Consider the following 24,468-nt stretch of genomic DNA (forward strand, 5'->3'; position numbering starts at 1 on the left):
CTAGCGTAAATTCTATTCTCCGGAAGAACTTACCAGAACCTAAAAAATAATAGCAAGAAGCATCTTTCTTTTGGCACATTGTTTTGATTAAGTTCTTCCGGAATTACCAAATAAAAAATTCATCCTAACCCTACACCTACTTTAAATTTACTTTTTTAATTATTGGGGTCAGTAACCTGCTGAAGTATTGTTTTTAATCTTCTATCGGATAAACAATAGCGGTGCCCTTCTACGAGCAAGTGCATTACCAAATGCTCTACCGCAATAGGCGAACCATACGCCACTTCATCAATATTACAGTATTCTATCTTACTGCCATCAATAATCGTTACCACGCCGGGTCCGAATACTTCTACTAAATCGCCTTCTTTTATAATAACTCCGGTCTCCTCGCCTAAACCAATACCTATATAATTGGGCCATTTGGCAATAGCTACAGCCAACCTACCGAAGCGGCCCCGCTCGGTAAAATGAGAATCTATGTACACTTTTTGCACGAACGACAAGCCGGAGCAAGTTTTGGTTTCTCCTTTTACTAAGGAGTTAGAACCATAACCTTCGTAAATCATACGATTTGAAATAGCACTGGCACCAGCGCTGGTACCGGCAATTACTATTTCTTCTTCGCGGTAACGCTGCTGCATCAATCGTTGCACCTCGGTATCGAGTAAAAAACGGTTTATGCGGCGCTGGTCCCCTCCGGTAAAAAAGAAAACATCGGCCCGCCGGATTCGCTCTAAATACTCTGGTTTATCGGCGCTGTTATCTTCATCAATGTGCATTACGTGGGCACTTTTTAAACCCAACTCTACAAATGCTTCCTGATAAGCTTCTCCCGATTCCTGAGGCGAAGGAGCGGCGGTAGTAATTACTTCTACTACTGAACTGGCGTGGCAATAGTCGGCCCGGATGAGTTGCAGCAAGCCATCGTCGTCGCCACCACCGAGCGCAATTAAAGTACCTTTTGGTTTTGTCATAGGCTATTTTTCAAAGAAACTCTCTTTGCATACTCGTTCCAGATATAACAGGTTATCCTTAATAGTAAATTATAGCCCGATAAATAGTAATTCTAAATACTAGTTATTTTGCAGCAATATAATAGCGGTTAGAAATTAGGAACTAGTGTACTCCTGGCAAATTCCAAATTATTTTACTAATGCTTTATTCACCGGAGTAGGACTATTAAAAAGATCGCTGTTTATATTCTGGCTCACTACAATATCTTTCATATTCATTTTTTCGTCGCCGCGGCCGGAAGAAATTAGAATTTTACCGTATTTCTGGTAATCTGTCCACGGTCGGGTAAATCCTGGCTTTTCGTCGGAAGCATTCTTAAAATAAGACCACTCGGTAACTAAGCCCGCTTTTTTGTCTATTGCTATAATGTAACGGTTATTTGGAGTAACGCCCACGTTTTGAAAAGTAAGCTCTATTAAATCGGCATCAGCCCCGGTCTGGGTTTTTCCTTCGCCTTTATATTTAAGGGTTACCCCATTATCGCGGAGCTTAAACGGCATAAGAAACCAGTAAGAGTTGTTTGCCCAAACGGCATATTGCTTATTTAGTATTTCCTGACGCTTTGCTTCATCAGCCAGTACTTTACCTTTGCTGTAAACGGTTCCTTGTTTAGTATTTAAATCTGAAATAACCACTAAGGTATCTTTTTCATAGCGGAATTTATTTTCGTATTTATCCCAGATGTGGTACTGATCGCGCCAGCTCCAGGCAATATACCGGGTATTGTTCCAGTTTTTCATACCACCCATATTCTTGATTACTTTATCTGCAAGGGCTAGCGCCTGTTCATCGGAACCATTATTAGAATTTTGTGCCCGTATAAAGCCAGGTAGTAAAAAGAGTAACCCAAGAATGTAAATCCAGTTGATAGATTTGCGAAGCATATAGTTCCAGAATATGATTTCAGAAAATTTAACTGATTAAAGATAGAAAAAGAATAATAAATAAGACATCCGTTTCCTCCCTCTTTTATAATCATCTATTTATTACCTCCACTTGTAATGAATTCGGGCATTTATAATGCTTAAATGCTTAAAATAAAACTCTCCCTTTTAACAATTACCAAACAAAAATTAACCTGAGCCGTTCGGCTTGCGTAAGGGGGCAAAGATAAGGCAAGGCTTTAACAGAGCAAACAATCCGTTTTAAGGATAAAAGAATCAACTAAATGGATTTTGATTAAATTAAAATCAGGACGGTTGAAACCCTTGCCTAACTCTTTAATTTTAAGAATTTACGTAAAAAAATGGCAAAATATACTTTTAAAGATGTACTGGATATTTGCAAACATTCAGTCTCGGAGTTCATGGAGAACAATTCTTTCCGTTTGGCCGCAGCCCTTTCTTATAATACTATTTTCGCGCTTCCGCCTTTATTGCTCATTATTATTACGGCTGCCAGCACTTTTTTAGGCGACGTGGATTGGTCGAGTAAATTGGCCCTCCAAATTCAAGGTATGATTGGCAAAGACGGCGCGGCTGAAGTGCAGAAAATGGTAGATAATATCAATCACAACGATGCAAAAGGAATTATGGGCTGGGTTGGAATTGCCGCCCTTATTTTTACGGCTACTACTTTTTTTATAACCCTACAGGATTCGCTTAATACTATTTGGAACGTAAAAGCCAAGCCTAAAAACAATTTTATGAAAGTAGTAAAGGACCGGTTCTTATCTTTTGGATTAATTATAAGTATATCTATCCTTATGCTAATTTCTTTTGTAATAAGCGCAGTCCTGACTATTATGATGGATATCTTAACCAGGTTCCTTCCGGATGTAGCCGTTATTATAATGCAGTTGGTAGATATTGCTTTTTCTACTGGTTTTATTACCTGCTTGTTTGCATTTACTTTTAAGTATTTACCGGATGCCGTCATTCGCTGGAAAGATGTTTGGATAGGCTCATTTTTAACGGCAGTACTTTTTGTATTAGGTAAGTATCTTATTGGCTTCTATTTAGGAAACAGTAATGTTGGTTCGGCTTATGGCGCGGCGGGTTCTGTAATTATTATCTTAGTCTGGATTTACTATTCTTCGCTGATCATCTTTTTTGGGGCCGAATTTACCCAGGAATACGCCAATCGGTTCGGAGAAAGAGTACGCCCGAAATCGCACGCAGTAGAAGTTGAGTGGCGGGAAGTAACCCACGAAGATAGCCCCGAAAGCCAAGCTGGCCGACCACCCGCTCAAGGTCGTTTTCGTAAAGATTAAGCGAAGAATAAAAATTATTCTCACCAAAAAGGCAAACCTGTATACCCAGGTTTGCCTTTTTATTTTTTAGGCCTATCTAGCTTATGAAAAGATAGTAAAGCTCTGGTTTTACCAATAAACCATCATTACTATCTCAAAACCCGCCTTAATGTTCTCATTTAAAATTAAAATTCAGAGCAATGTTGTGAGGGGCTAATATGCTCCTTATAGGTCATTTATACCTTTATATAAAATCTATTATATAAAAATCTTAAAATATAATAATTTAATAATAATTGGCATGATTATTCTTGTTTTAAACAGGTTTCCTAAGAATAAATTACCTGTTAAATAAAGATTATAACACTTGATATAAGTTTTACCCTAATAAATAACAGCTCTTCTACCCAATACAAATACTTATTCGTTTTAGCCTATGTTATCTAAACCTCTACATTTTTTTAACAACCCGAGTTACTCTACACTAGTAAGGCTGGTTAGTTTCTTTTGTTTCCTTCAAATCTTGGTACCTAACCTTCAAGCCCAAAATGTAGACCCTAATTATAAACCATCGGTATACAGCAAGTATGAAATGGATGGGCAAATATTAGCCAGTGCGTTGCAACCTGCTGATCGTAAACTTATTATTTCCGGCGATTTTACTGTAGTAGATGGTTCCAGCCGCAAATCTTTGGCTCGTTTAAATGCGGATGGCAGTTTAGATTTAAGTTTTAATCCGGGTACCAGCGTTAATGATAATATTTACGCAATTGCCTTACAACCCGACGGTAAAGTTTTAATTGGAGGAATGTTTACCGAATACAATGGTAAACTTCAAAACAAAATAGCCCGATTGAATAAAAATGGCAGCTTAGATACTACTTTTAACACGGGTCAAGCAGCTTCTAATAATTTTTCCATTGGCACCGGTCCCGATAATTACATTAATGCCATTGAACTGCAAGCCGACGGCAAAATAATAGTAGGTGGGTATTTTACCACAACCACCGGTTTTTACTTAAGTAAAATCGCCCGCCTTAACCCAGATGGTACCATCGATACTTCTTTTAATCCGGGTTACGGGGTAAACAATACGGTAAATACGGTTGCGGTACAGCCAGACGGTAGAATAATAATTGGTGGTTCATTTACGGCGGTAAACAAAATTAGCCGGGTTCGGATTGCTCGCCTTAACACCGATGGAAGCCTGGATGCTAGTTTTGATGTAGGCATGGAAGTAAGCTCAGATGCTACTACTAAACTAGATAAAGTAGTTTTACAGCCAGACGGCAAAGTGCTTATTGCCGGAGATTTTGTTTCGGTAAAAGGACATCCACAACGTTATTTCGCCCGCCTGAATGCCGATGGTAGCTTAGATGCAGAATTTAATCAAGGAAGCGGTGCCGATGGTGTAGTGAACTACTTACTGCAGCAACCCGATGGTAAAATAGTGCTGGCCGGCGAATTTACTACTGTTAACAATATATCTAGTCAGCATATTGCCCGCTTAAATTCAGATGGTACTATAGATGCGAGCTTTACCCCAGGTACAGGCGCTGATGGCAAAATCGTTACTTTAGCTCTGTTCCCGGATGGCAACATTGCCGCTGCGGGTAGCTTTACATCTTATTCGGATGTAGAATGTCAGAATATAGTGCAGGTAACCTCCACCGGAAAGCTTAATACCCAGTACAATATTGGCAAAGGTAATCGCAGTAAAGTAAAAGCCCTATTAGTTCAGCCGGATGGAAAAGTGCTGATTGGCGGTAACTTTGCTACGGTAACGGGCTTCTCCCGCAACTTTGTGGCCCGTTTAAATGCGGGCGGTACTTTAGACCGTTCTTTTAATACAGGTATTGGGCCCAACGATTTCGTTAATGCTTTAGCCCTACAAACGGATGGCAAAGTTTTAGTAGCGGGCAACTTTATCGCCGTTAACGACGATAGCAGTTATTCCTATATTGCCCGCTATAATGCCGACGGTAGCTTTGATAAAACATTTTCACCCAAAGTAGATGCCGTAATTGAAGCAGTGGCAGTACAACCAGATGGAAAAATTTTAATCGGGGGTAATTTCTCGAAAGTAAATGATCAGGCCCGTTCGCGGATTGCCCGCTTAAATGCCGATGGATCTCTGGACGAAACTTTTAAATATGCTACCGGAGTAAATAATGCTATTACAGCTCTTCTTGTTGACTCGGAAGGCAGAATTGTTATTGGCGGTACTTTTACCAGAGTAAATAATATTGGCCGCAAATACTTGGCGCGTCTTTTTTCGGATGGCCGCCTGGATATAGATTTTTATTCAGGTGTTGGTCCAGATGGTGCAGTTAAAGTACTGGTACAACAACCGGATGGTAAAATTCTTTTTGCCGGATTATTCTCTAACTTTAACGGAGAGAGTAAAAAAAGCATTGCTCGTTTAAATACCGATGGCTCCCTGGATGCTAGTTTTAACACTGGCTCTGGCCCGAACAATGCTATCTATACGGTATTTCTTCGGTCAGATGGCCGCATAATGGTAGGGGGTACGTTTACCGAAATAGCTGGAATGGTTCGAAATCGGGTAGCCCGTTTAAAAGCGAATGGCAGCCTGGATCCTACCTTTGATCCGCGGGTAAAAGGTAACGTTGGAACCAACCGCGAAGTAAATACCTTGGCTCTATTACCGGATAATCGTTTGTTATTAGGCGGATACTTTACCATGATTGCCGGTAAAGGCCGTACCCGTATTGCCATGCTTTCGGCTAAAGCTTCTCAAACAATCAACATGCCCGTAATTGAAAGCAAAACGGAACAAAGTGGCCCTTTCCCTATCACGGCTACTGCTTCATCCGGTTTAGAGGTAAAGTTAGAAGTAATTTCTGGCCCGGCCACCTTGGAAGGTACTACTTTAGTAATTACCGGACCCGGAGAAGTTAAAGTAAAAGCTACTCAACCGGGCAACGAAGATTACGAAGCGGCTCCTGCAGTGGAACGCACTTTTTGCGTAAGTCCAACGAAGCCGCAAATTACCGTAAATGGCAATGTGCTTACTTCCAGCAGCGATACCAACAACCAATGGTATTATAACGGCGAAGCTATTGCCAAGGCTACTGGTAAAACCTATACTGTTACAAAAGCGGGTGAATATACCGTAGTAGTAGCTGTTGGTAGCTGTGCTTCCGCAACTTCGGATAGCCAAGGTATTAGTGAAGAAACACTAGAAGAATTAAAACCTATTACGGCGCTTACGGCCTATCCTAACCCAGCTACTACTGATTTAAAAATAAAAGGCAGTAACATTGGTACTGGACAAATAACTATAACTTTTTACGATGCTGCAGGCCGCAAAGTGGGACAAGAACAGGTAGTTAGTTCAGTTAAAGATTTAGATATAACCGTATCAGTAGCTCGTTTACCGCGCGGATACATGATTTTACAAGTGGTTACTCCTAATGGCGTTATCCGGACACCTTTTATATTAAAATAAATTAGTAAACTAACCAATAAAACAAAGCTGCCAACCAGAAATCTGGTTGGCAGCTTTGTTATTTACTAAATTTCAGGTCATGCTTTACTTTGTAAGTATTACAAAAATTGGCTTTTAAGACGTCTGATTATCAAAGTAAATTAAAATCAAATATTTAAAAGTAACAGTTACTTCTCAATCATCGCTTATCCTGAATCAGCTTTTTCGCTTTGAAACTTGTGTAAACGATTTTAATAAGCTAGCTCAAGCACTTTAATTAGAAGTCTATAGCTTAAAAATTTATTCTTCGCTGCTTGCAACCAAATCCACTTAAGTTGGGTCATTTAGCTGGAACCCTGATTCTTATAAAGTCTTCAATCTGAATTATTAAAATTACTTTATTTGCTCCTTACAAGAGTTTGTTTTTTACTTTCTTTTCTTTGAAAATAGCTCTTTTACATCATTACTCTGTTTTTTGCTAAACGGTTAATTATTACCAAGCCGCTATAGCTAGTGTTAAGGTGCCTTTACTGAAATTAACTGGTTTATATCCATAGATTATGCTTAAACGTACCTCATTCCCACTGCTATTGAACTACTCAAGCGTTTTTAGCTTGTTTATTCTGGCCATTGGGCTGTTAACCAGTTGTACCAATGAGTGTGAAGGCACGTATACCTACAAAGTTTATGAGCCGGTTTATTTATCGCGAGCTGAGCTTTTAGCTTCTATAGGCTCCCAGCCGGCTAAGCCTCTCCGAAATACAGGTAAAATTTACACGATCGGTTCTTATATTTTAGTGAACGAGGCAAACGAAGGCATCCACGTAATTGATAACAGTAACCCCACAAAACCACAAAACATTAGCTTTATTTCTATACCGGGCAATGTAGATATGGCTGTTAGAAACCAAATATTATATGCTGATGCCGCTTCTGATTTACTAGTGCTTGATTTTAGTAATCCAACTACAGTAAAATTCAAAAAACATTTAGAAAACGTTTTCGAATCTACAGCAACTCTTTCCACGTCCGGAGCAGTAATGCCAACCGATCCCAATAAAGGTTTAGTAATTAGTTATAAAGAAAAACTAGTGACAGAAAAGCGGAAGTGCGACGATGTATTACCGAATAGAAATGGTTGGGTTGAAGGCGATATGTTATTTGCTACACCAACATACAACAGTAATGGAAAATCGAATTATGGCGGTTCCACGGGAAAAGGAGGTTCCATGGCTCGGTTTACTATTAATGGCAATTACCTCTATACCGTTGGCTCCAGTAAAATGGACGTTTTTAATTTAACTGATTCCAACAATCCGCAGCAGGAAACATCGGTTGTTTTAGGTGGCGGCATTGAAACTATTTTCCCGTACCAGAACAAATTATTTATTGGTTCAAACGCCGGCATGCTTATTTATAGCTTGGCAAACCCTGCCGCTCCTACCTACTTAAGCAGCTATTCCCATTTACGGGCCTGCGATCCGGTAGTAGTGGAAGGAAACTATGCTTATGTTACTTTACGCACGAATTCAAATTCCTGGTGTGGCAGCAGTAATACGAACCAGTTAGATGTAGTAGACATTAGCAACATTACCACGCCTCAAATTTATAAAACGTACCCAATGCAAAACCCGCACGGACTGGGTATTGATAAGAACTTACTTTTTATTTGTGAAGGGAACTACGGCCTGAAAGTTTTTGATGCCACCAATCCTGGTTACATTCAGAATAATCAATTAACTCACTTGCAAAACCTGCATGCCTTTGATGTAATTCCTTTAGGTAAAAATTTACTAGTAATCGGCGAAGACGGTTTTCGGCAGTACGACTATTCTAACCCAAAAAATTTAAAGTTTTTAAGTAAAATTCCAGTGGCAAAAAAATAATTATTTCGGGCTGATAAAGTTTTTATTATCTGGCTTTTCAGGCAAATAGAAGACATAAATAGACAAATAGCACTTTAAAATTTTACTAATAAAAAATATATATTTAACAATAAATTAATCTGCTAATTACAAATTATTTACTAAATTTAATTTTTAATTGAATAAATTTTATACCTTTGTCTTAATACCGAAAGGAAGAATAATTTACAACTGTAAGTAAATTAGATAAGAATAGTTTAAAAACTAAATCCTGAATTTATAAAGATTTTGCTTTACTTGTTCACTGTTCAAATGAAAGCGCCTGGTAAGTTTACCAGGCGTTTCCTTTTAAATTAAGCTTGAACTGCTTGTTCTTCTTTAGTGGCTAACTGTCCGCAAGCCGCATCAATATCTTTACCCCGGCTCCGTCGCACATTTACTTGTACGCCTCTATCGGCCAGATAATACACAAACTTAGACAAGTGATCGTCGTCGGTATTTTTAAATAAGGCGGCTGCAATCGGATTATATTCGATAATATTCACTTTACACGGAATTACTTTAGTAAAACGATACAGTTCTTCAGCGTCCTGCAAGGTGTCGTTAAAGTTCTCAAATACAATATACTCGTAGGTAACTTTACGACCGGTAATTTGGTGGTAATATTGTAAGGCTTCCGTTAATGCCGCCAGCGAATTAGTTTCGTTTATGGGCATTATCTCGTTGCGCTTTGTATCGTTAGCTGCGTGTAAGGACAAGGCTAAATTAGCTTTAATACCATCATCAGCCATTTTTTTGATCATTTTAGCAATACCTGCGGTACTTACTGTTATCCGGCGGGCAGCCATATTTAAACCATCCGCCGAAGAAGTAATGCGTTCAATAGCGTTCATTACGTTGGCGTAGTTGAGCAAAGGCTCACCCATTCCCATAAACACAATATTCGTAAGAGGTATACCGTACGCATTCAGGCTTTGCTGATTGATTAATATTACCTGATCGTAAATTTCAGCCGCATCCAGATTCCGTTTGCGCTCCATGTAACCGGTAGCACAAAATTTACAGGTTAACGAACAACCTACCTGGCTCGACACACAAGCGGTTTTACGCTCATCGTGTGGTATTAAAACCCCTTCTACAATATTGCCATCAAATAATTGGAAAGCCGATTTTATGGTACCATCGGTACTGCGCTGGTGCTTGGCTACCTGCACGGTATTAATGGCAAAATGAGCAGCTAATTTTTCGCGTAAAGGCAACGAGATATTATTCATCTCAGTAAACGAGCGGGCCGCATGCTTCCAAAGCCATTCGTACACTTGTTTGGCCCGGAATGGCTTTTCCCCGTTTTCGGTAAACCAAGTCTTAAGTTCGTCCAGCGAAAGTTTCCGGATATCGTTCTTTTTACTCGTTGTTATCATGCTACAAAAATAATAAAATATATCTGGCTTTTAATTAATAACTTATAGCTACCCTTTAACAGCTGCTACTCAAATGCTTTTACCAGACATATAGGCCAAACAAAACCCGGAACTCAATAGTTGCAGGTAAAAATTTGTTTTCGGTTTATCTAAAGCTTATTCTATAACAACCTTAGTGTTTATTGCATTACTTCCATTTTAGCGCGTACATCCGCCGGAACCGACATTACTTTTCGGGTGGTATAATTAAAGCATAGCATACCGGTTTTGGCATAAGCAACTGGTTTATTATTTTGGTTGGTTACGTGGTATACTAAATCAAAGCCATATTTACTAAAGTCGGTGGGCGCTATTTGTACGGTAAGTATATCTCCTAAAAATCCTTCGCCTTTGTATTCTATGGCTACATCGGCCATAATTAAAGCACCACCGCCCAACTCTAACTCTGAATAACCCAATGATTGCAGGTATTGCAAGCGGGCGTCGTGCAGAATACTTAATAAAGTATCGTTCCCTAAATGTCCGCCGTAGTTAATGTCCGAGATTCGAACTTTTATTTCGGTACGAAAAGAATATGTAGTGGGTAAATCAATTTTAATTCTAGCCATGAAGTCAGTTGCAAGTTGCAACTTGCAAGTTACAGGTTATCTATTACAAGCTCCAAGTTGTACAGCTATAACAATAAAGCTTATGACACTTACTTTATTTATTGTACCTGAATATTTTTTAATTGTGAAAGACCAATCAACTATCGGATTTTTCAATATTATATTTCAACCTGTAACTTGCAACCTATAACCTCCAACTAACTTCATGAAAACCGAAATTAGGCCAACCAAAGATGGGTCTGTTACTTTATACGTACCGGAACTAGATGAGCATTATCATTCTATAAATGGTGCTTTACAGGAGTCGATGCACGTGTTTATCCGGGCTGGATTAGAATATGTGTGGCACAACCAATTAGAAGCTACGGTTCTGGAAATAGGTTTTGGTACGGGCTTAAATGCGCTACTTACTTTAGAACAAACGTTACTAAATGCGCAAAAGGTTTTTTACCATACCCTGGAAAAATATCCTTTATTACCAACTCTAATAGACCAAATGCATTTTGAGCAATTTATCTTTAATAAGCAGTTACTACATTTTTTGCCAACTTTACACACTACTCCCTGGAACGAACCGGTAACTATTACTCCCGCGTTTACCCTTTTAAAATCAGAAACCGATCTGCGCACTTACCTTTTGCCGCCTGATTATTATAGTGTTATTTATTTCGATGCTTTTGCTCCCGAAAAGCAACCCGAACTTTGGACAGATGCTATTTTCGAAAAGCTGTATACTGCCTTACAACCAAATGGTTGTTTAGTAAGTTATTGCGCCAAGGGTAGTTTTAAACGCAGCTTAAAAGCCGCCGGATTTATCATAGAAGCGTTACCTGGGCCCGCCGGAAAACGGGAAATGACCCGGGCTTTTAAATAAAAGGATGGTTCGCGAACCCAGTTTCTTGCTCTACATATTCTGAGAACTTGTAAGAGTGCTATCCGTTTGATACGCTAAAAGGAAAAAACACCATTTGCCTGGCCGGCTAATATTTTACTAAAAACGTACGCTAATGGCTAAGAATAAAAACAAAAAGAAATCGGGAAAAAGAAATAAGAAGAAAAAAAGTAAAAATAACTTTACCAATATAATAGCCGATGCAGTTGCTGATTTAGCCCGCAAAAGCACAAAAAAAATTATTAAATCGTTGGAGAAAAAAGGCGAAAACTTATTTAGTATTCTGGCTCCGGCTGTATTAAAAATTACTAACGGAAAAGAAAGTGCCATAAAAGAAAAAGCTAATTCAGAAGAACCTGCCCCCCACGAAGATAAAACAGAAGAAGATAAACTAGAGGCTAAAAGCTCTGAAAAGTAATCTAGTGCTGCTTTATAATATTAAGGGTATCTTTTGAAATGTATCTAAATTTTGGAGTGCGCTAAACAAGAAAGGATTCTTACTTATAAAAACCTGAGTTTTAATTCGGGGGTAGGCAGCCAGCAACTTTCTTGTTTACCAAACCACCGGTACCGGTTTTTAGCTAACCCTACGTATACAAGGTCGCGGATAAAAGCAGGTAAAATAATAGCAATATACGCAAACGACCAGCCCCCACTTAAGTGGCGCAGAATCCGTAAGGCAGCCGTAGATCGGGTATAAAATTTATTATTTTCGACTAGTACAACGGTATCCATTGCATAATCAGGAAAATGAACCTGTTGCAAAATTTCACGACCAACTTCTGATTGTAACGCGGCGAACCGGAAATAACTTTTAGGATCGTGCCGAATCACAAACTGCACAAATCCATTGCACAAATTACAAACACCATCGAACAAAATTATGGCAGGAGCAGCTTCGGGCATATTCTTTTTTTAAGTAATTTAAGTTTACACAGATAGATTGTAACTGGTTAACAGGTTAGTACTGATTAAGTTTAACAAAATTTTCTTTCCGCTCGTATCTTAGCTTCAACACGGGTTACCTTTTATATAAAAGCCGTATTAATGGTTTAGTTAGCCTAAGTACAATTTTTTTTTATGAATTGTTAACCTTAAAAGAATACCAAACGTATAGCAGGCAACTAATAAAATTATATTTAATACTAAAAATTATAACATTAGTTAAAGTAAAACTATGAAAAAGACTTATTTAAGTATTCTAGCAGCAGCTTTTGTAGCAACAACCACTTTTACTTCTTGCTCAAGCACCAATACAGATACTGGTACTAGCGGTACTGGTACTTCTACTACCGATGATGCCACCGGAACTACCTCTGGTACAACTAGTGGCACAACTAGCGGTACTACCGATGGCAGTACTACTGGAACAACTGCTGGCGGTACAACCAGCGGAACCACTTCAGGAACAACTACCAGCGGTACTACTGATGGCACTACTACTTCTGGTACCACTAGTGGCACTACAACCGGTACAACTAGCGGAACCACTTCAGGAACAACTGACGGTGGAACAACAGCTGGTACTACTTCCGGTACAACCAGCGGAACTACTGCTGGTGGAACAACAGCTGGTACAACAACCGGCGGTACTACTGCTGGCGGCACCACTGCTGGTGGTTCAACAACCGGCAATTAATATTTAGAAATACATTTGCGAAAGCATTAAAAGGCATGAACCATTATGGTTTTTGCCTTTTTTCATTTCTGCCTCGGAGATAAAAGTAAATCAGGTTACTTTAGCATGCACTATCTTTTACTTTATTTAAAAAAAGTTTTTACGGTAGATGTTCGGGCCCTTGCCTTAATGCGCATTGGTATTGGGTTTGTTATATTACTCGATTTAGGAATACGGGCCACTGATCTGGAAGCGCATTATGCCAATATGGGCGTTTTGCCGCTGCATGTACTTTTCCAGTATAACTGGGATCCTTATTTTATCTCGCTTCATGCTATTAGTGGTTTATGGCAAGTACAAGCGGTGCTTTTTTTAATAGCCGCCTTATTTGGTTTTTTATTATTAATTGGGTATCGCACCCGGTTGGCAACTATTGTATCGTGGTTTCTTCTTTTATCCCTGCAAAACCGAAATTTACTTATTGGGCAAGCCGGCGACGATTTGTTGCGCATGATTTTGTTCTGGGCTATATTTTTGCCTTGGGGCCGGTTTTATAGCCAGGATGCTAAAAGAGCAAACAACCTTCATCCGGAAAATTTACATTTTAGTGCTGCGTCGGCAGCATTTATAGTGCAGATTATGCTGGTTTACGTTTGTACGGCCTTACTTAAAAATTCCCCCGAATGGCACACAACCGGTACAGCCTTGTACTACGCCCTTAGTTTAGATCAAGTATTAATGCCCGGAGGCAAATTAATTTATCCTTACTCCGGCTTACTCCATTTTTTAACGCTCAGCACGTATTACATTGAGTTGTATTTACCATTTGTTTTATTAATACCTTTTTATACTTCTTTTTTCCGGCTTTTAGTGGTAGGCGTACTAACCGGTTTTCATTTAGGTATTAGTGTAACCCTTTTCGTAGGATTGTTTTACCTGATAAATTTAGTTTCTTTTATAGGTTTATTACCTGCACCCGCTCTTAATTGGTTCGATGCCAAATTGTTACCTCATATTCAAAATTTGGGTTACCGTTTACGGCGTTTTTCCTTTAACATTAAAAACCCAATTCAGTTACGTTTTAACTGGCAGCTACCCGCCGCCCGAAAAGCCATATTAATAATTGTAAAAGAAGGATTTGTAATATCGGTTTTGCTTTATGTAATCTGGTGGAATTTCTCGAATGTACCGCAAATCAATCACCCTATGCCGGTAAGTGTTCGCTGGCCCGGAATGCTATTGCGGGTTGATCAGCATTGGGGAATGTTTGCCCCGGAAGTTTTTAAAGATGATGGCTGGTATATTTTAGAAGGAGTAACTGCTACTCATAAACATATTGACCTAAACCGGAATGGCCAACCTGTAACCGAAAGAAAACCAGAATCGGTAGTAGCTTTATTCAAAAACGACCGCTGGCGCAAATACGGCGAGAATTATTTATTCGTAAATAATGCTTTTATGCGCCCTTATTTTTGTCATTACCGTCTTCGTATCTGGAACGAAGCCCATCGCCCGGAAGACAAAGTTAGCGAGTTACAGGTTATTTACATGAAAGAACGCACCTTACCCAACTACCAACCGGTAAAACCCAAACGAGAGGTGCTATGTACCTGCAGTTTGTAATTAGTAAATTTGAGTTTTATTATAAAATAAACTAGTTAAAGTTCTTAATTTAAAAAGTATCGGCCTGCTCCGCTTACTTCAAAAAAGCAAGTAAGCTCACCAATTCTATCTATTTTCTTACAGGTTAATAAATTACCGCTAATCAAACTCATTCTTGCAAATGAATAAGTTTGATTTGATTTGGCCTGTTATCCCAAATTCAGATTTAGTCTGTTTTTAACTACCTGCGTATATAGTAGTATAATTATAAGTACAATAAACCTTATAAAAATAAAACTATGCCAAGAGGAGATAAATCAGCCTACACCGATAAACAGAAGCGGCAGGCCGAACACATTGAAGAAAGCTACGAAAAACAAGGCCTTAGCGAAGAGGAAGCAGAAAAACGCGCTTGGACTACTGTAAACAAGCAAGACCATGGAGGTAAGAAAAGTGGTTCTGGCAGAGGAGCCAGCCAAAACAAGTAACTTAAATAAAAACAGATAAAATTGAACTACAAGGAAGCACCTGAATTTGAATTCAGGTGCTTCCTTTTTTACTATATTTTACATTGCCCAATCTTCCGGCATCCGGTGATTTCTGTTTGTTTGGCTAATTGCCTGAGCCGTAGCAGCAGTAACAAGTCCGCCTAGCAGGTACCAGGCAATGGTCATTGCTTTTGTTTGCGGGGTGCGGCCGCTCGGTTCTTCTCCTAAACCCATTGGCCCGGGTAATACTACTCCCCCAATACCTGCCAAAGAACCTAGCAAAGTACCTTTTACCCAAGGTTGCTGACCGTTCGCTCCTATTGAATAGTATAAAGTGTTCGAAACCAAATCACCTATAATAGACCAATTAAATAATTCGTTTGCTTCGGGTGGCTGTTCATCCAGTTTGTACATGCCTTTAGCAATGGCGCGCATACCCAGTACATCCATCCGGGGTGCATCCGGTATAAAGCGTCGGGCAGTTTCATGAATTAAGGTTACCGCAACGGCTCCGGCCAGGCCACTCCCTAAAGCCTGCCAAATGCTATTCTGTCCACGGTCTTTATACTTTTTCTTTTGTTTTTTTAACTTAGTTTTCATAGTTTTTTCTGGTTATAAGTAAGCGATACGGAGTAAAATATACATCATACAATTATTAAAAATAGTATTGTAGAACAGCTAAACGGAATAGTAAAAATTAAATTTATATCGGTTTTGTCTGCTAAGCCTTCGGTGTACAAGAAAATTCAACTTTTCTTACGCGGAATAATACTAATATTTCCACTCCGCTCTAAATAAGCTTCCTGCACTTCCTCAATCTTGGTTAATTTGCCATCCAGGCGCAGTATTTCGTGTAAATCATGAATGGTAATATTAGCTTTCTTCATATTATCTTCCTGTAACCGCCCCTCCTTAATCATGGCCAGTTTTTCCCCTTTTATAAGCTTACCAAACGTATGGTTATGTTTTGCAATCCAGGCAAAGAGCCAATGCAAGGCTACCAGCACAATGGTGGTAATAAGAGTAGGTATAAAAGGGGAATTTCCGGTAATCGTACGGCTAAGTATGGAGCCCAGAATAATTCCCAGAACAATATCAAAAGCGGCATTTTTGCTAAAAACACGACGGTCGCCGACCCGCACCAAGGCAATAGCTAAGCAAAATATTATAATTCCCCGGATACTCATTTGCCACCAGTTTATGGCATTAGAATCCGGGCCAATTATATGCCGAAAGGTTTCTTCCATTTATCTCCTACAATTTTGTCCAGATGTTATGAACGAAACGCCCTTAGTAAAGTTATAGAAATGCAAGTGCATGCGCAGAGATAAACAAGTACAATACAACGGCGAAATCAGGAACCAACAAGTACCCCCCGGCCCGTAAAGAAGAGCGATTTTTACTAAAATAAGTTTAGGCTAGCCCCAAAAATAAAAAAGCCTGGTACTTGTAATACCAGGCTTTTGCTATAATTACTATTTTAGTAAGTACGGGACATATGCGCTACGTTCCGGAAGTTCATACCAGAACGTTTAGAAAGATAAGCCGCCCCTAATACTAACAGTGCGCCGCCAACTACTTTCTGGGTAGTGCTCATACCTTTTACTTTACTGGCTGCCATAGTACCAAATTGTTTTAACTGATCTGGCACTTTGTTAAAATCAATATTTTTTAAGTAAGAAGTAGCATTCCCTAAAATGTTATTGACATCTGCATTATCTGCTGGCTGATTCAAATTATTTGCATTATTTTCCATAGCTGTAAGATTTAAGTTACGTGTAAAATACAACGGCTTCTCCTTTCTGTTTATTAGTACTACGAGAAGTAGCCGGAATAATTTTATCGGAAAACTGCCTTTTTTGTTACACTAAAAGTTAATTTTATTTCTGCAGGTAAGCTATTTACTGTTACTACCAGCCATACTACCCTTTGAGTGGGAATTAATTAAGTTGGTGCCGCATTAAAAAACAATTACTAAATTGCCGGCTTATTTTACATGTTATTTTACCATGACGTACGCCGATTTTGTAAAAAATATTTCGTTCCGTTTTATTAAACCCAACACCAAACAACCCATTGGTACGGGTACCTTAAAGCGTACTTTACCTAAGCTTGGCCTTTCGCTGGATGTACTTAACACGGTACTACCTGAAAAGCACGCCGAAATGAAAGAAAGGCTGAAAACGGTTTGTAAAATACCCCGCATGTCTACTTTTGCCGTTGGCGCTATGATTAACCGGGGAGTAGCCGAAATGAAATCCGGCGAAGCATTTGTGAATGTGGGAGTGTGGAATGGTTTTACTTTTTTGTCGGGGGTAGCGCATAATCCTACTAAAACCTGTATTGGGGTAGATAATTTTTCGCAGTTCGGTGGACCGCGCGAAGCCTTTCTCAAAAGGTTTAATACCCTTAAAACTACCAATCACAATTTTTTTGATATGGATTACCTGGAGTATTTTAATCGGCTCCATACCTCAAAAATTGGCTTTTACATTTACGACGGCGACCACAAATACGACGATCAACTAAAAGGATTACAAGTAGCCGAACCTTATTTTTCAGAAAACTGCATTATTTTAGTAGATGATACCAATTGGCCGGAACCCCGGCAGGCTACCTACGATTTTATGCAAAGCAGCCCCAATAAATACCAGGTCTTACTGGATATAAAAACCTACCGCAACGGCCATATTACCTACCACAATGGTATTATCTTGTTTCAAAGAGTAAGTAGGTAGTTGTTGATTGTTAGATTAATAAGTTTCTGATAAACGGTAAATAGCTATAAATTGTAATTTAATCCGGTTTCGTTAAAGGCTCTAATTATCAGAATAAAATTAGACTGCGGTTTATTTAATGGAAGAGCTTGTGGATTAATAATTTGAAACCTATAACGTACTACTTAAAACTTACTACGTACTTAAACCCTTATAAACTAAGTTCCATCTGAATATCGGCGCGTTTGTATTCGCTAGCAGTAGCAGGTACCAGCCGGAAACCCATTTTCTGGTAAATGTGCAAGGCAGGAACTAACGAGCGGTGACTTAATAAAATCAATTTTTTAGCTCCCATTTCCCGGGCTTTAATTATGGCCGCAGCTACCAGTTGCTGACCTATTTTTTTACCTTGCATTGTTGCGGTAACCGCCATTTTACCAAGTTCGTATTCGGTGTCATTTATTTTTAATAAGGCGCAAGTTCCTACTGTTTGGCCCTCGTAACGAGCCATTAAGATTTCGCCACCCTTAGCAAGAATATAACTGTCCGGATTATCTAAAATTTGATTATCAATATCTTCCAGGGTAAAATATTTAGTAATCCATTCGTGGTTTAACTCCCGGAAACTGCCCGCATCGGCAGGAGTATAAGAATCAATTTGAAGCATAAATTCCAGTCAATTTAAAATGCATACAAATCAGCGAGAACTGCATTTTCATTTACTTTCCGTTCTTCGGCAGGGCTATCAAAAACAACAATAGCATGATGCGGATCGTAAACGGTAATCCCTTCGGCTTTGTTCTGGCCGGTTGTATCGCCGCTGCCGTGGGGCACCTCAAATAAACGTTCCAGTTCTTTACGATGGGTAATGCTCTGTCCAGATTTTAGTAAAGCCTGAGGCCATCTGTAAAGAGCAATGGTACCGTCCAGGTCCATGGAAGGACCCGCTAAAATTAAAATATCTTCCCCGGAAATATCTAACTCCCGAATACCCATGCCTTCCAGGTGTAAAAAATGTTTTATATACAATTCACCTTTCGAGCCAATAGGTTTTAACTCAAAATAACCTTCATGGGTATCCTGCACCGCAACTTCCAGAATCATTGCCCAACCCCGCAATACTGGTCCGCGCAAACCAATAAAAATGCGTTCGCCATGTACGGCCAAACCTTCAATATCAAAACCATTATCTTTACCCGGAATTTTTAAAAAATCCTGCACGTGAATATCATCGGCGAGTGCTTCCATTAATTGGTTAGTACCGGCTTGGTTACCAATTAACTGGGCTGCCGATAGCATAAATTTATGTTCGTACGGATGCGTAGAGTGATTAACTAAACTAATCTCACCAGTTTCTTTGTTACGGATTAAAGGAATGCGGGCGAGCAGATAGCGGTTAGGATCAACTTTTAGTTTAGCTAAGCGCTTCATCTGGTCGGTAGGTTCCTGGCTCTTTTTGGGTTTCCGCCGGGCTAAACTATGCGAACCTACCAGCCATAAGTAATGCTCTTCTAAGGCGATACCTTCAATATCTATCTCGTTATCGGTACCAGCCGGTAGTTTCAGGAACTGACTTAAATCGAAGGAATGGTGTTCGCCAAAGGTATCTTCGTTTATCTTTTTCAAGCGTTCCAGGGAACAACGCTCATCGCAACTCACCCACAGATAATCGCCGGTCCGTAAAATGGTAGATAAACCTTCGCGTACGTGTTTGCCATCGGCGTTTAAACTTAAGTCTGGATTAAATTCTAAAGTTACGGTACTCTTTTTCATAGTCTTTAATACCGGATTGTTAGCCCAGCTACACTGCAAATAGTAATTTTAATCAAACGGTTTTTACCTCATTTTATTTGCCAAACCTAACATTTCTGTTTTTACCCGCAGATTGCGGCTAAAGTTAAAATATTACAGCTATAATTCTTCTACCGTTATATTACAGGCAGTTACTAATTGTGTATTTACTAAATTTAAAGCAATACTCAGCCTTTCTAAGTAAAGAGACACAAGTATCAAGATATTAGATATTAGACTTTTGTGGGTATAAATAACAGAATATAAATGCAATATTTTGTTAACCTCAACATCCAGTATATTAAACTAATTTTATCCAGTTACTTATTTTAATTTACCATAAAGCAAGCTGGGGACTAATAACAAATAAAGCTCCCAAAGACAGGAGCTTTCTCTATCAGGCAAACTAACTTTGGTTTAGTTACTAAAATACGTTCCTATCATTGCTATACTAGTCAGTTTTTAAAATTGAAATTAACTTAGCTACTCTTTTTTTCGGGAACTTCCGGCTCTTTTACTTTAATTTTATTATCCTTCGAGATACCCGAAACTACTTCAATGTTTATACCATCGGAGATTCCGGTTTTAATTAGTTGTTTTTTAAACTGCTGAGGCCCGGTTTCTACCTCCACGTACGTACTGTCTTTGCCTTTACCGAACTGCAGTAAACTTTCTTTTAAGGCCAGTACATTTTCTTTTTGGTCGAGTACAATATCGGCATTGGCGCTGTAACCTGCCCGAATAAAATCTTTCGGATCAAGTAATACTTTGGCCCGCACCTGAAATTTTATCGCTCCTTCTTCGGTAACACCTTTAGGTGCAATGTACTCCAGTTTAGCTTTAAAGGTACGATCTTCAATCGCGCCAATGGTTAAGTTCAGGTTCATGCCTTCGCGTACTTTACCTACTTCCGACTCATCAATTTTACCCTCAAAAATAAGGTCTTTCATATCGGCCACCGTAGCAATAGTGGTGCCCTCGTTAAAGTTATTCCGCTCAATTACCGACGTTCCTACTTTTACCGGCACATCGAGCAGCATGCCATCAATGGTAGAATACACCAAAGTAGAACCACCTCCGGTGCGTTGGGAGGCACCTTTTAAGGCAATTTGTAAATTGTTTTCGGCGGAGGTAAGGGCTTCTTTTTTCAGGCTGGCATCCAGGCGAAAGCGGTTAAACTCTTGCTCGGCAATTACTTTCTGATTAAATAATTGTTGCTGGCGGGCCAGTTCACGCTGGGCTTCGGCGTAGTTAATGCGGGCACTCTGTAAACCCGACTGCGCATTATTTACGTTGGCTACGTTGGGCACAATTTTAATTTTAGCCAATAATTGTCCACTTTTTACTATTTGCCCCGCCTCTACGTACAACTGTTCCACAATGCCTGAAACCTGCGATTTTACCTGCACTTCTTTGCGTGGCACGATAGAACCGGTAGCTACGGTTTTTTTAATGATGTTGGTGTAAAATGGCTTTTCGGTTTTATAAACTACCGGACCGGTGTTAGCTTTTTTGTAAAAATAATAACCCAGCCAACCCGAAAGCCCCAGAAATAGTATCCCCACCAAAACCAAAATTACTTTTTTCATATTTAAAACTAGATGTTAGATGCTAGATATTGGACGTTAGATATTAGAATTATTTTTTTGATTTATGGTTTAGTAAATATCTATTTTACATCAACCACCCCAACCCTCCTTATTTAAGGTGGGGAGCTTTTTTACATTTACCAAGTTCCATTTACCAACCTGCTTTTTAACCTGTCAACTTTCCAACCTTTCAATCAAAAAATCTGTGGACTATGGACCATAGACCATGGACTAAAACTATTCATCGCGTAGGGCTTCTACCGGATTTACCCGGGCGGCTTTGGCAGCGGGTATTAAGCCGGCCAACGCTCCGGAAAAAACCAAGAGCAACACTGCCGTAAGGGCAATGGGCACGTTTACCTCGGGGTTAGAAAAATAACCGGCATCCACGTTCAGGCGCGTCATCAGGTAATCAATTAAGGCAATAATACCCGTACCGGCAATCAGTCCTAACCAACCCGCTACTCCGGTTATAACAATAGATTCCTGAATAATTAAACTGATGATGGACCAGGGCGTAGCTCCCAATGATTTACGAATGCCAATTTCCTTGGTGCGTTCTTTTACCACAATCAGCATAATGTTACCCACCCCAATAATACCGGCGATAATAGTGCCGATGCTCACAATCCAGCTAAAGGTGGCTATACCGGTAAATAACCCTTGTATTTCTTGAAACTCTTTTTCGATATTGGCAGACCCAAAAGCCTTTAAATCATCAGGAGCCACGGAATGCCGTTTCATGAGCATTTGTTTTACTTTATCTTCTACCAAGGCAGCGGGTACGCCCGGTTTGGGTGTCATGGCAAAATAGCCCACTTTATTTACTTTATTATAGGTTTGCTGCAAGGTAGTTAGCGGCAGAAAAATCGTTTGGGCATCCTGGGTTAACTCTTCGCCTTTACCTACTCCCCGGAAAATACCTACTATTTGAAAATAAATACCTTTAACGCGAATATACTGGCCAATCGGGTCTTCGTCTTTCTGAAAAAGTACTTCTATCACCCGTTCTCCTACCACTGCAATTTTGCGCTTTTCCTGCATGTCGATGTTGTTTAAAAAGCGGCCTTTTAAAATGTGCATCGGTTTTACTTCCCGGAAATCAGGGTTGTCGCCACGTACCGTAAAAGAGGAGCTTTTGCTTAAGCGGTTTACCGTGAACGTACCATCCAGATCGTTACTCGGCGCAATTACCGCTACCTCCGGTACTTCGGCCATTACGGCAGCAATATCGTCGTTTGTAAGTTGAATAAACCGGCCAGCTTTTAAACCTTTATAAGGCACCGCAGTCCGTTGCGTCCAGACGAAAACTGTATTTTTGGCAATATTAAAATCTTTGATCACCCCATTCTCCAAACCTTTACCCGCACCCAGCAACACAATCAGCATAAATATTCCCCAGAACACGCCAAAAGCCGTTAAACCCGTACGCAGCTTATGTTTGCGCACGGTAGCATAAATCTCCGCCCATTTGTCTATATCAATTACCATTTACCAAGTACCATTTACCAGTTATTGTTGTACATTTAGTTTTTATCAATGCGCATTTTCTTGAGAGTGGCAAAAAGCATTTTACTTAATTCTTCCGCATCTTGGTAGATACTTATAAATAATTTCTCATCTAAAAAGGAAGTGTCCTTAAGTAAGTTTAACCAGTATTTGGTTTCCAAACATTCTTTATAAGCAATAGATAGCTTAGCTGAAAAATCAGCATCAGATATAGCTCCGTTTGCCTCTGCTATATTTGCGCCAATAGAAGTCCCACTCCTTAAAAGCTGTTTAGATAATATATTTTCCTTTTTTTCTTTATTCAAGTATTGATAAGCGTTTACTATTCTAATGGCAAATGCATATGCTTTATCAAAAAGTACATTCTGTTTCCCACCTATCATGTTTTATTATCTTTTAAGTTAACTTCTAACACTTGGTAATTGATAAATGGTAAATGGTAAATGTAACTAATCGGCCCGAAGGGCTTCGATGGGTTTGATGTGGGCGGCTTTTAGGGCAGGAATTAACCCAGCCAAAGCACCGGCTAACACCAGCAGAATAGTAGCCGATATGGCTACCCCCAGATCTACTTCGGGATGTGCGAAGAATGGTAAGTCTACTCCATTAGATTCGAGTAAATACCGGATAATGTCCAGAAGCCCGGCGCCGGCGAGTAAACCTAAATAACCCGAAAAAGCAGTAATAACAATAGATTCCTGCAGAATAAGGCTTACTACTGAAAAAGGTGTTGCTCCTAAAGCCTTACGTATCCCAATTTCCCGAGTCCGTTCTTTCACGATTATCAGCATAATGTTGCTCACGCCCACAATGCCGGCGATGAGGGTACCAATACCTACAATCCAGACAAAAATTTCAATTCCGCGGAATAAACTGTTGATTTGGTTCAGCTCGGTCTCGTTGTTATTCACGTACAAAGCCATAGAATCGTCGGCGGAGAATTTGTGCCGTTGCGCCAGCGCTTTTTTTACTTTATCTTCAATTTGCTTGGCCGGTATTCCGTCTTGCCCCACCATCGCCATCATTTGCACTTGGTTAGGCTGGTTAAACGTGACCTGGAGGGTAGAAAACGGAATGTACGCCCGCTCTTCGCGGCGGGCACCATTGTTACCTTTAATATTAAAAACACCTACTACTTTAAAATAAATACCCTGGATATTTACGTACTCGCCAATAGCATTCTGGTCACCGAAAAGCACTTTTTTAGCCGCTTCGCCGAGTATTACTACTTTGCGTTTTTCTTTTGCATCCAAGGCGTTTAACAATCGGCCTTTATTCAGTCGTTCGCCGTTGAGCAGCAGAAAATCATCCGTAGCACCGAAAACCTGGTACGAACCGTTTTGCTTTTTATAGTTAATAGTAAACTCCCCGAAAAGCCGGTTGCGTGGTGCAATAATTTTGATATTACCTATCTCCCGCATAATAGCAGTAAGATCATCGTTGGTAAATTTTATTTCACGGCCGGGTGCCAGCCCCTGGTGGGCTACTGAGGTACGGCCAGTAAAGAAAAAGATGCTATTTTTAGCTCCTTCGCCAAACCGGTTATAAATACCATTCTGTAAACCTTTGCCCATACCCAGCAACAAAACCAGCATAAAAATTCCCCAGAACACGCCAAACGCCGTTAAGAACGAGCGCAGTTTATTTTTGCGCAGCGTACCCCGAATTTCCTGCCATTTATCAAGGTCGAACATGGTTATTAGTCGATA

23 protein-coding genes are annotated in these 24,468 nt (G+C 39.7%); 9 read left to right on the forward strand and 14 right to left on the reverse strand.

Translation table 11 applies throughout. From position 1 onward, the window contains the following. Positions 1-155 precede the first annotated feature (155 nt). Together HUW48_RS22770 and HUW48_RS22775 are read right to left on the reverse strand one after the other, a co-directional pair. Positions 156-977, reverse strand: coding sequence for a cyanophycinase (locus HUW48_RS22770; protein WP_182413117.1), 822 nt, complete (start codon positions 975-977; stop codon positions 156-158). Positions 978-1,145: 168 nt separating this feature from the next. Then, positions 1,146-1,901 carry a hypothetical protein gene (locus HUW48_RS22775; protein ID WP_182413118.1) on the reverse strand — a complete coding sequence of 252 codons (756 nt, stop codon included), beginning with the start codon at positions 1,899-1,901 and terminating at the stop codon, positions 1,146-1,148. A 362-nt stretch (positions 1,902-2,263) separates the two neighbouring features. On the opposite strand from HUW48_RS22775, the gene HUW48_RS22780 reads away from it, so the two are divergent. The 3 genes from HUW48_RS22780 to HUW48_RS22790 all read left to right on the forward strand — a co-directional run bounded on the left by HUW48_RS22780 (position 2,264) and on the right by HUW48_RS22790 (position 8,545). Beyond that, complete coding sequence (locus HUW48_RS22780) at positions 2,264-3,229, forward strand: YihY/virulence factor BrkB family protein (RefSeq protein ID WP_182413119.1); 966 nt, start codon at positions 2,264-2,266, stop codon at positions 3,227-3,229. 502 nt (positions 3,230-3,731) lie between these two features. Next, the gene (locus HUW48_RS22785) at positions 3,732-6,680 is read left to right on the forward strand and encodes a T9SS type A sorting domain-containing protein (protein WP_182413120.1); all 2,949 of its coding nucleotides are present in this window, start codon (positions 3,732-3,734) and stop codon (positions 6,678-6,680) included. Positions 6,681-7,249: 569 nt separating this feature from the next. Then, positions 7,250-8,545: an LVIVD repeat-containing protein gene (locus HUW48_RS22790; protein ID WP_246343588.1), complete on the forward strand. Its 1,296-nt coding sequence runs from the start codon at positions 7,250-7,252 to the stop codon at positions 8,543-8,545. A gap of 332 nt (positions 8,546-8,877) precedes the next feature. On the opposite strand, the gene rlmN is transcribed toward HUW48_RS22790, so the two are convergent. Next, on the reverse strand, positions 8,878-9,945 hold the full coding sequence (gene rlmN / locus HUW48_RS22795; protein WP_182413121.1) for a 23S rRNA (adenine(2503)-C(2))-methyltransferase RlmN: 1,068 nt from the start codon (positions 9,943-9,945) through the stop codon (positions 8,878-8,880). 179 nt (positions 9,946-10,124) lie between these two features. After that, entirely contained in the window at positions 10,125-10,553 is a 429-nt protein-coding gene (locus HUW48_RS22800; RefSeq protein ID WP_182413122.1) for an acyl-CoA thioesterase, read from the reverse strand. 205 nt (positions 10,554-10,758) lie between these two features. On the opposite strand from HUW48_RS22800, the gene mnmD reads away from it, so the two are divergent. Both mnmD and HUW48_RS22810 read left to right on the forward strand, forming a co-directional pair. Next, on the forward strand, positions 10,759-11,427 hold the full coding sequence (gene mnmD / locus HUW48_RS22805; RefSeq protein WP_182413123.1) for a tRNA (5-methylaminomethyl-2-thiouridine)(34)-methyltransferase MnmD: 669 nt from the start codon (positions 10,759-10,761) through the stop codon (positions 11,425-11,427). Positions 11,428-11,560: 133 nt separating this feature from the next. After that, a complete protein-coding gene (locus HUW48_RS22810; RefSeq protein ID WP_182413124.1) occupies positions 11,561-11,863 on the forward strand; it encodes a hypothetical protein in 303 nt (100 codons plus the stop codon). An 83-nt stretch (positions 11,864-11,946) separates the two neighbouring features. Here the strand turns inward: HUW48_RS22810 and HUW48_RS22815 are convergent, their stop codons facing one another. Then, positions 11,947-12,351 carry a thiol-disulfide oxidoreductase DCC family protein gene (locus HUW48_RS22815; protein WP_182413125.1) on the reverse strand — a complete coding sequence of 135 codons (405 nt, stop codon included), beginning with the start codon at positions 12,349-12,351 and terminating at the stop codon, positions 11,947-11,949. Between the two features lie 271 nt (positions 12,352-12,622). Between HUW48_RS22815 and HUW48_RS22820 the strand changes: the two genes are divergently transcribed. The 3 genes from HUW48_RS22820 (at position 12,623) to HUW48_RS22830 (ending at position 15,153) form a co-directional block, all read left to right on the forward strand. After that, positions 12,623-13,084, forward strand: a complete 462-nt coding sequence (locus HUW48_RS22820) for a hypothetical protein (protein ID WP_182413126.1) — start codon at positions 12,623-12,625, stop codon at positions 13,082-13,084. A 105-nt stretch (positions 13,085-13,189) separates the two neighbouring features. Next, the gene (locus HUW48_RS22825; RefSeq protein ID WP_182413127.1) at positions 13,190-14,686 is read left to right on the forward strand and encodes a hypothetical protein; all 1,497 of its coding nucleotides are present in this window, start codon (positions 13,190-13,192) and stop codon (positions 14,684-14,686) included. A gap of 278 nt (positions 14,687-14,964) precedes the next feature. Beyond that, positions 14,965-15,153 (forward strand): hypothetical protein, encoded by a 189-nt coding sequence (locus HUW48_RS22830; RefSeq protein ID WP_182413128.1) that lies wholly within the window; start codon positions 14,965-14,967, stop codon positions 15,151-15,153. Between the two features lie 78 nt (positions 15,154-15,231). Here HUW48_RS22830 and HUW48_RS22835 read toward each other — a convergent pair whose 3' ends face one another. The 3 genes from HUW48_RS22835 to HUW48_RS22845 form a co-directional block, all read right to left on the reverse strand. Further along, the gene (locus tag HUW48_RS22835; RefSeq protein ID WP_182413129.1) at positions 15,232-15,753 is read right to left on the reverse strand and encodes a hypothetical protein; all 522 of its coding nucleotides are present in this window, start codon (positions 15,751-15,753) and stop codon (positions 15,232-15,234) included. Positions 15,754-15,899: 146 nt separating this feature from the next. Next, positions 15,900-16,400 (reverse strand): DUF421 domain-containing protein, encoded by a 501-nt coding sequence (locus tag HUW48_RS22840; protein WP_182413130.1) that lies wholly within the window; start codon positions 16,398-16,400, stop codon positions 15,900-15,902. A 233-nt stretch (positions 16,401-16,633) separates the two neighbouring features. After that, positions 16,634-16,909 (reverse strand): hypothetical protein, encoded by a 276-nt coding sequence (locus HUW48_RS22845; protein ID WP_182413131.1) that lies wholly within the window; start codon positions 16,907-16,909, stop codon positions 16,634-16,636. A 223-nt stretch (positions 16,910-17,132) separates the two neighbouring features. Here HUW48_RS22845 and HUW48_RS22850 point away from each other — a divergent pair, with 223 nt between their 5' ends. After that, entirely contained in the window at positions 17,133-17,891 is a 759-nt protein-coding gene (locus HUW48_RS22850; protein ID WP_182413132.1) for a class I SAM-dependent methyltransferase, read from the forward strand. Between the two features lie 190 nt (positions 17,892-18,081). Here HUW48_RS22850 and HUW48_RS22855 read toward each other — a convergent pair whose 3' ends face one another. The 6 genes from HUW48_RS22855 to HUW48_RS22880 all read right to left on the reverse strand — a co-directional run bounded on the left by HUW48_RS22855 (position 18,082) and on the right by HUW48_RS22880 (position 24,453). Further along, complete coding sequence (locus tag HUW48_RS22855) at positions 18,082-18,537, reverse strand: GNAT family N-acetyltransferase (RefSeq protein WP_182413133.1); 456 nt, start codon at positions 18,535-18,537, stop codon at positions 18,082-18,084. A gap of 14 nt (positions 18,538-18,551) precedes the next feature. Further along, entirely contained in the window at positions 18,552-19,643 is a 1,092-nt protein-coding gene (locus HUW48_RS22860; protein WP_182413134.1) for a DUF3616 domain-containing protein, read from the reverse strand. Between the two features lie 497 nt (positions 19,644-20,140). Beyond that, complete coding sequence (locus HUW48_RS22865; RefSeq protein WP_182413135.1) at positions 20,141-21,250, reverse strand: efflux RND transporter periplasmic adaptor subunit; 1,110 nt, start codon at positions 21,248-21,250, stop codon at positions 20,141-20,143. Positions 21,251-21,487: 237 nt separating this feature from the next. Continuing rightward, on the reverse strand, positions 21,488-22,741 hold the full coding sequence (locus tag HUW48_RS22870; protein WP_182413136.1) for an ABC transporter permease: 1,254 nt from the start codon (positions 22,739-22,741) through the stop codon (positions 21,488-21,490). Between the two features lie 35 nt (positions 22,742-22,776). Next, entirely contained in the window at positions 22,777-23,142 is a 366-nt protein-coding gene (locus tag HUW48_RS22875) for a four helix bundle protein (protein ID WP_182413137.1), read from the reverse strand. A 66-nt stretch (positions 23,143-23,208) separates the two neighbouring features. Further along, positions 23,209-24,453 (reverse strand): ABC transporter permease, encoded by a 1,245-nt coding sequence (locus HUW48_RS22880; RefSeq protein WP_182413138.1) that lies wholly within the window; start codon positions 24,451-24,453, stop codon positions 23,209-23,211. Positions 24,454-24,468 lie beyond the last annotated feature (15 nt).

The organism is Adhaeribacter radiodurans (genome assembly GCF_014075995.1).
GTDB classification, from domain to species: Bacteria; Bacteroidota; Bacteroidia; order Cytophagales; family Hymenobacteraceae; genus Adhaeribacter; species Adhaeribacter radiodurans.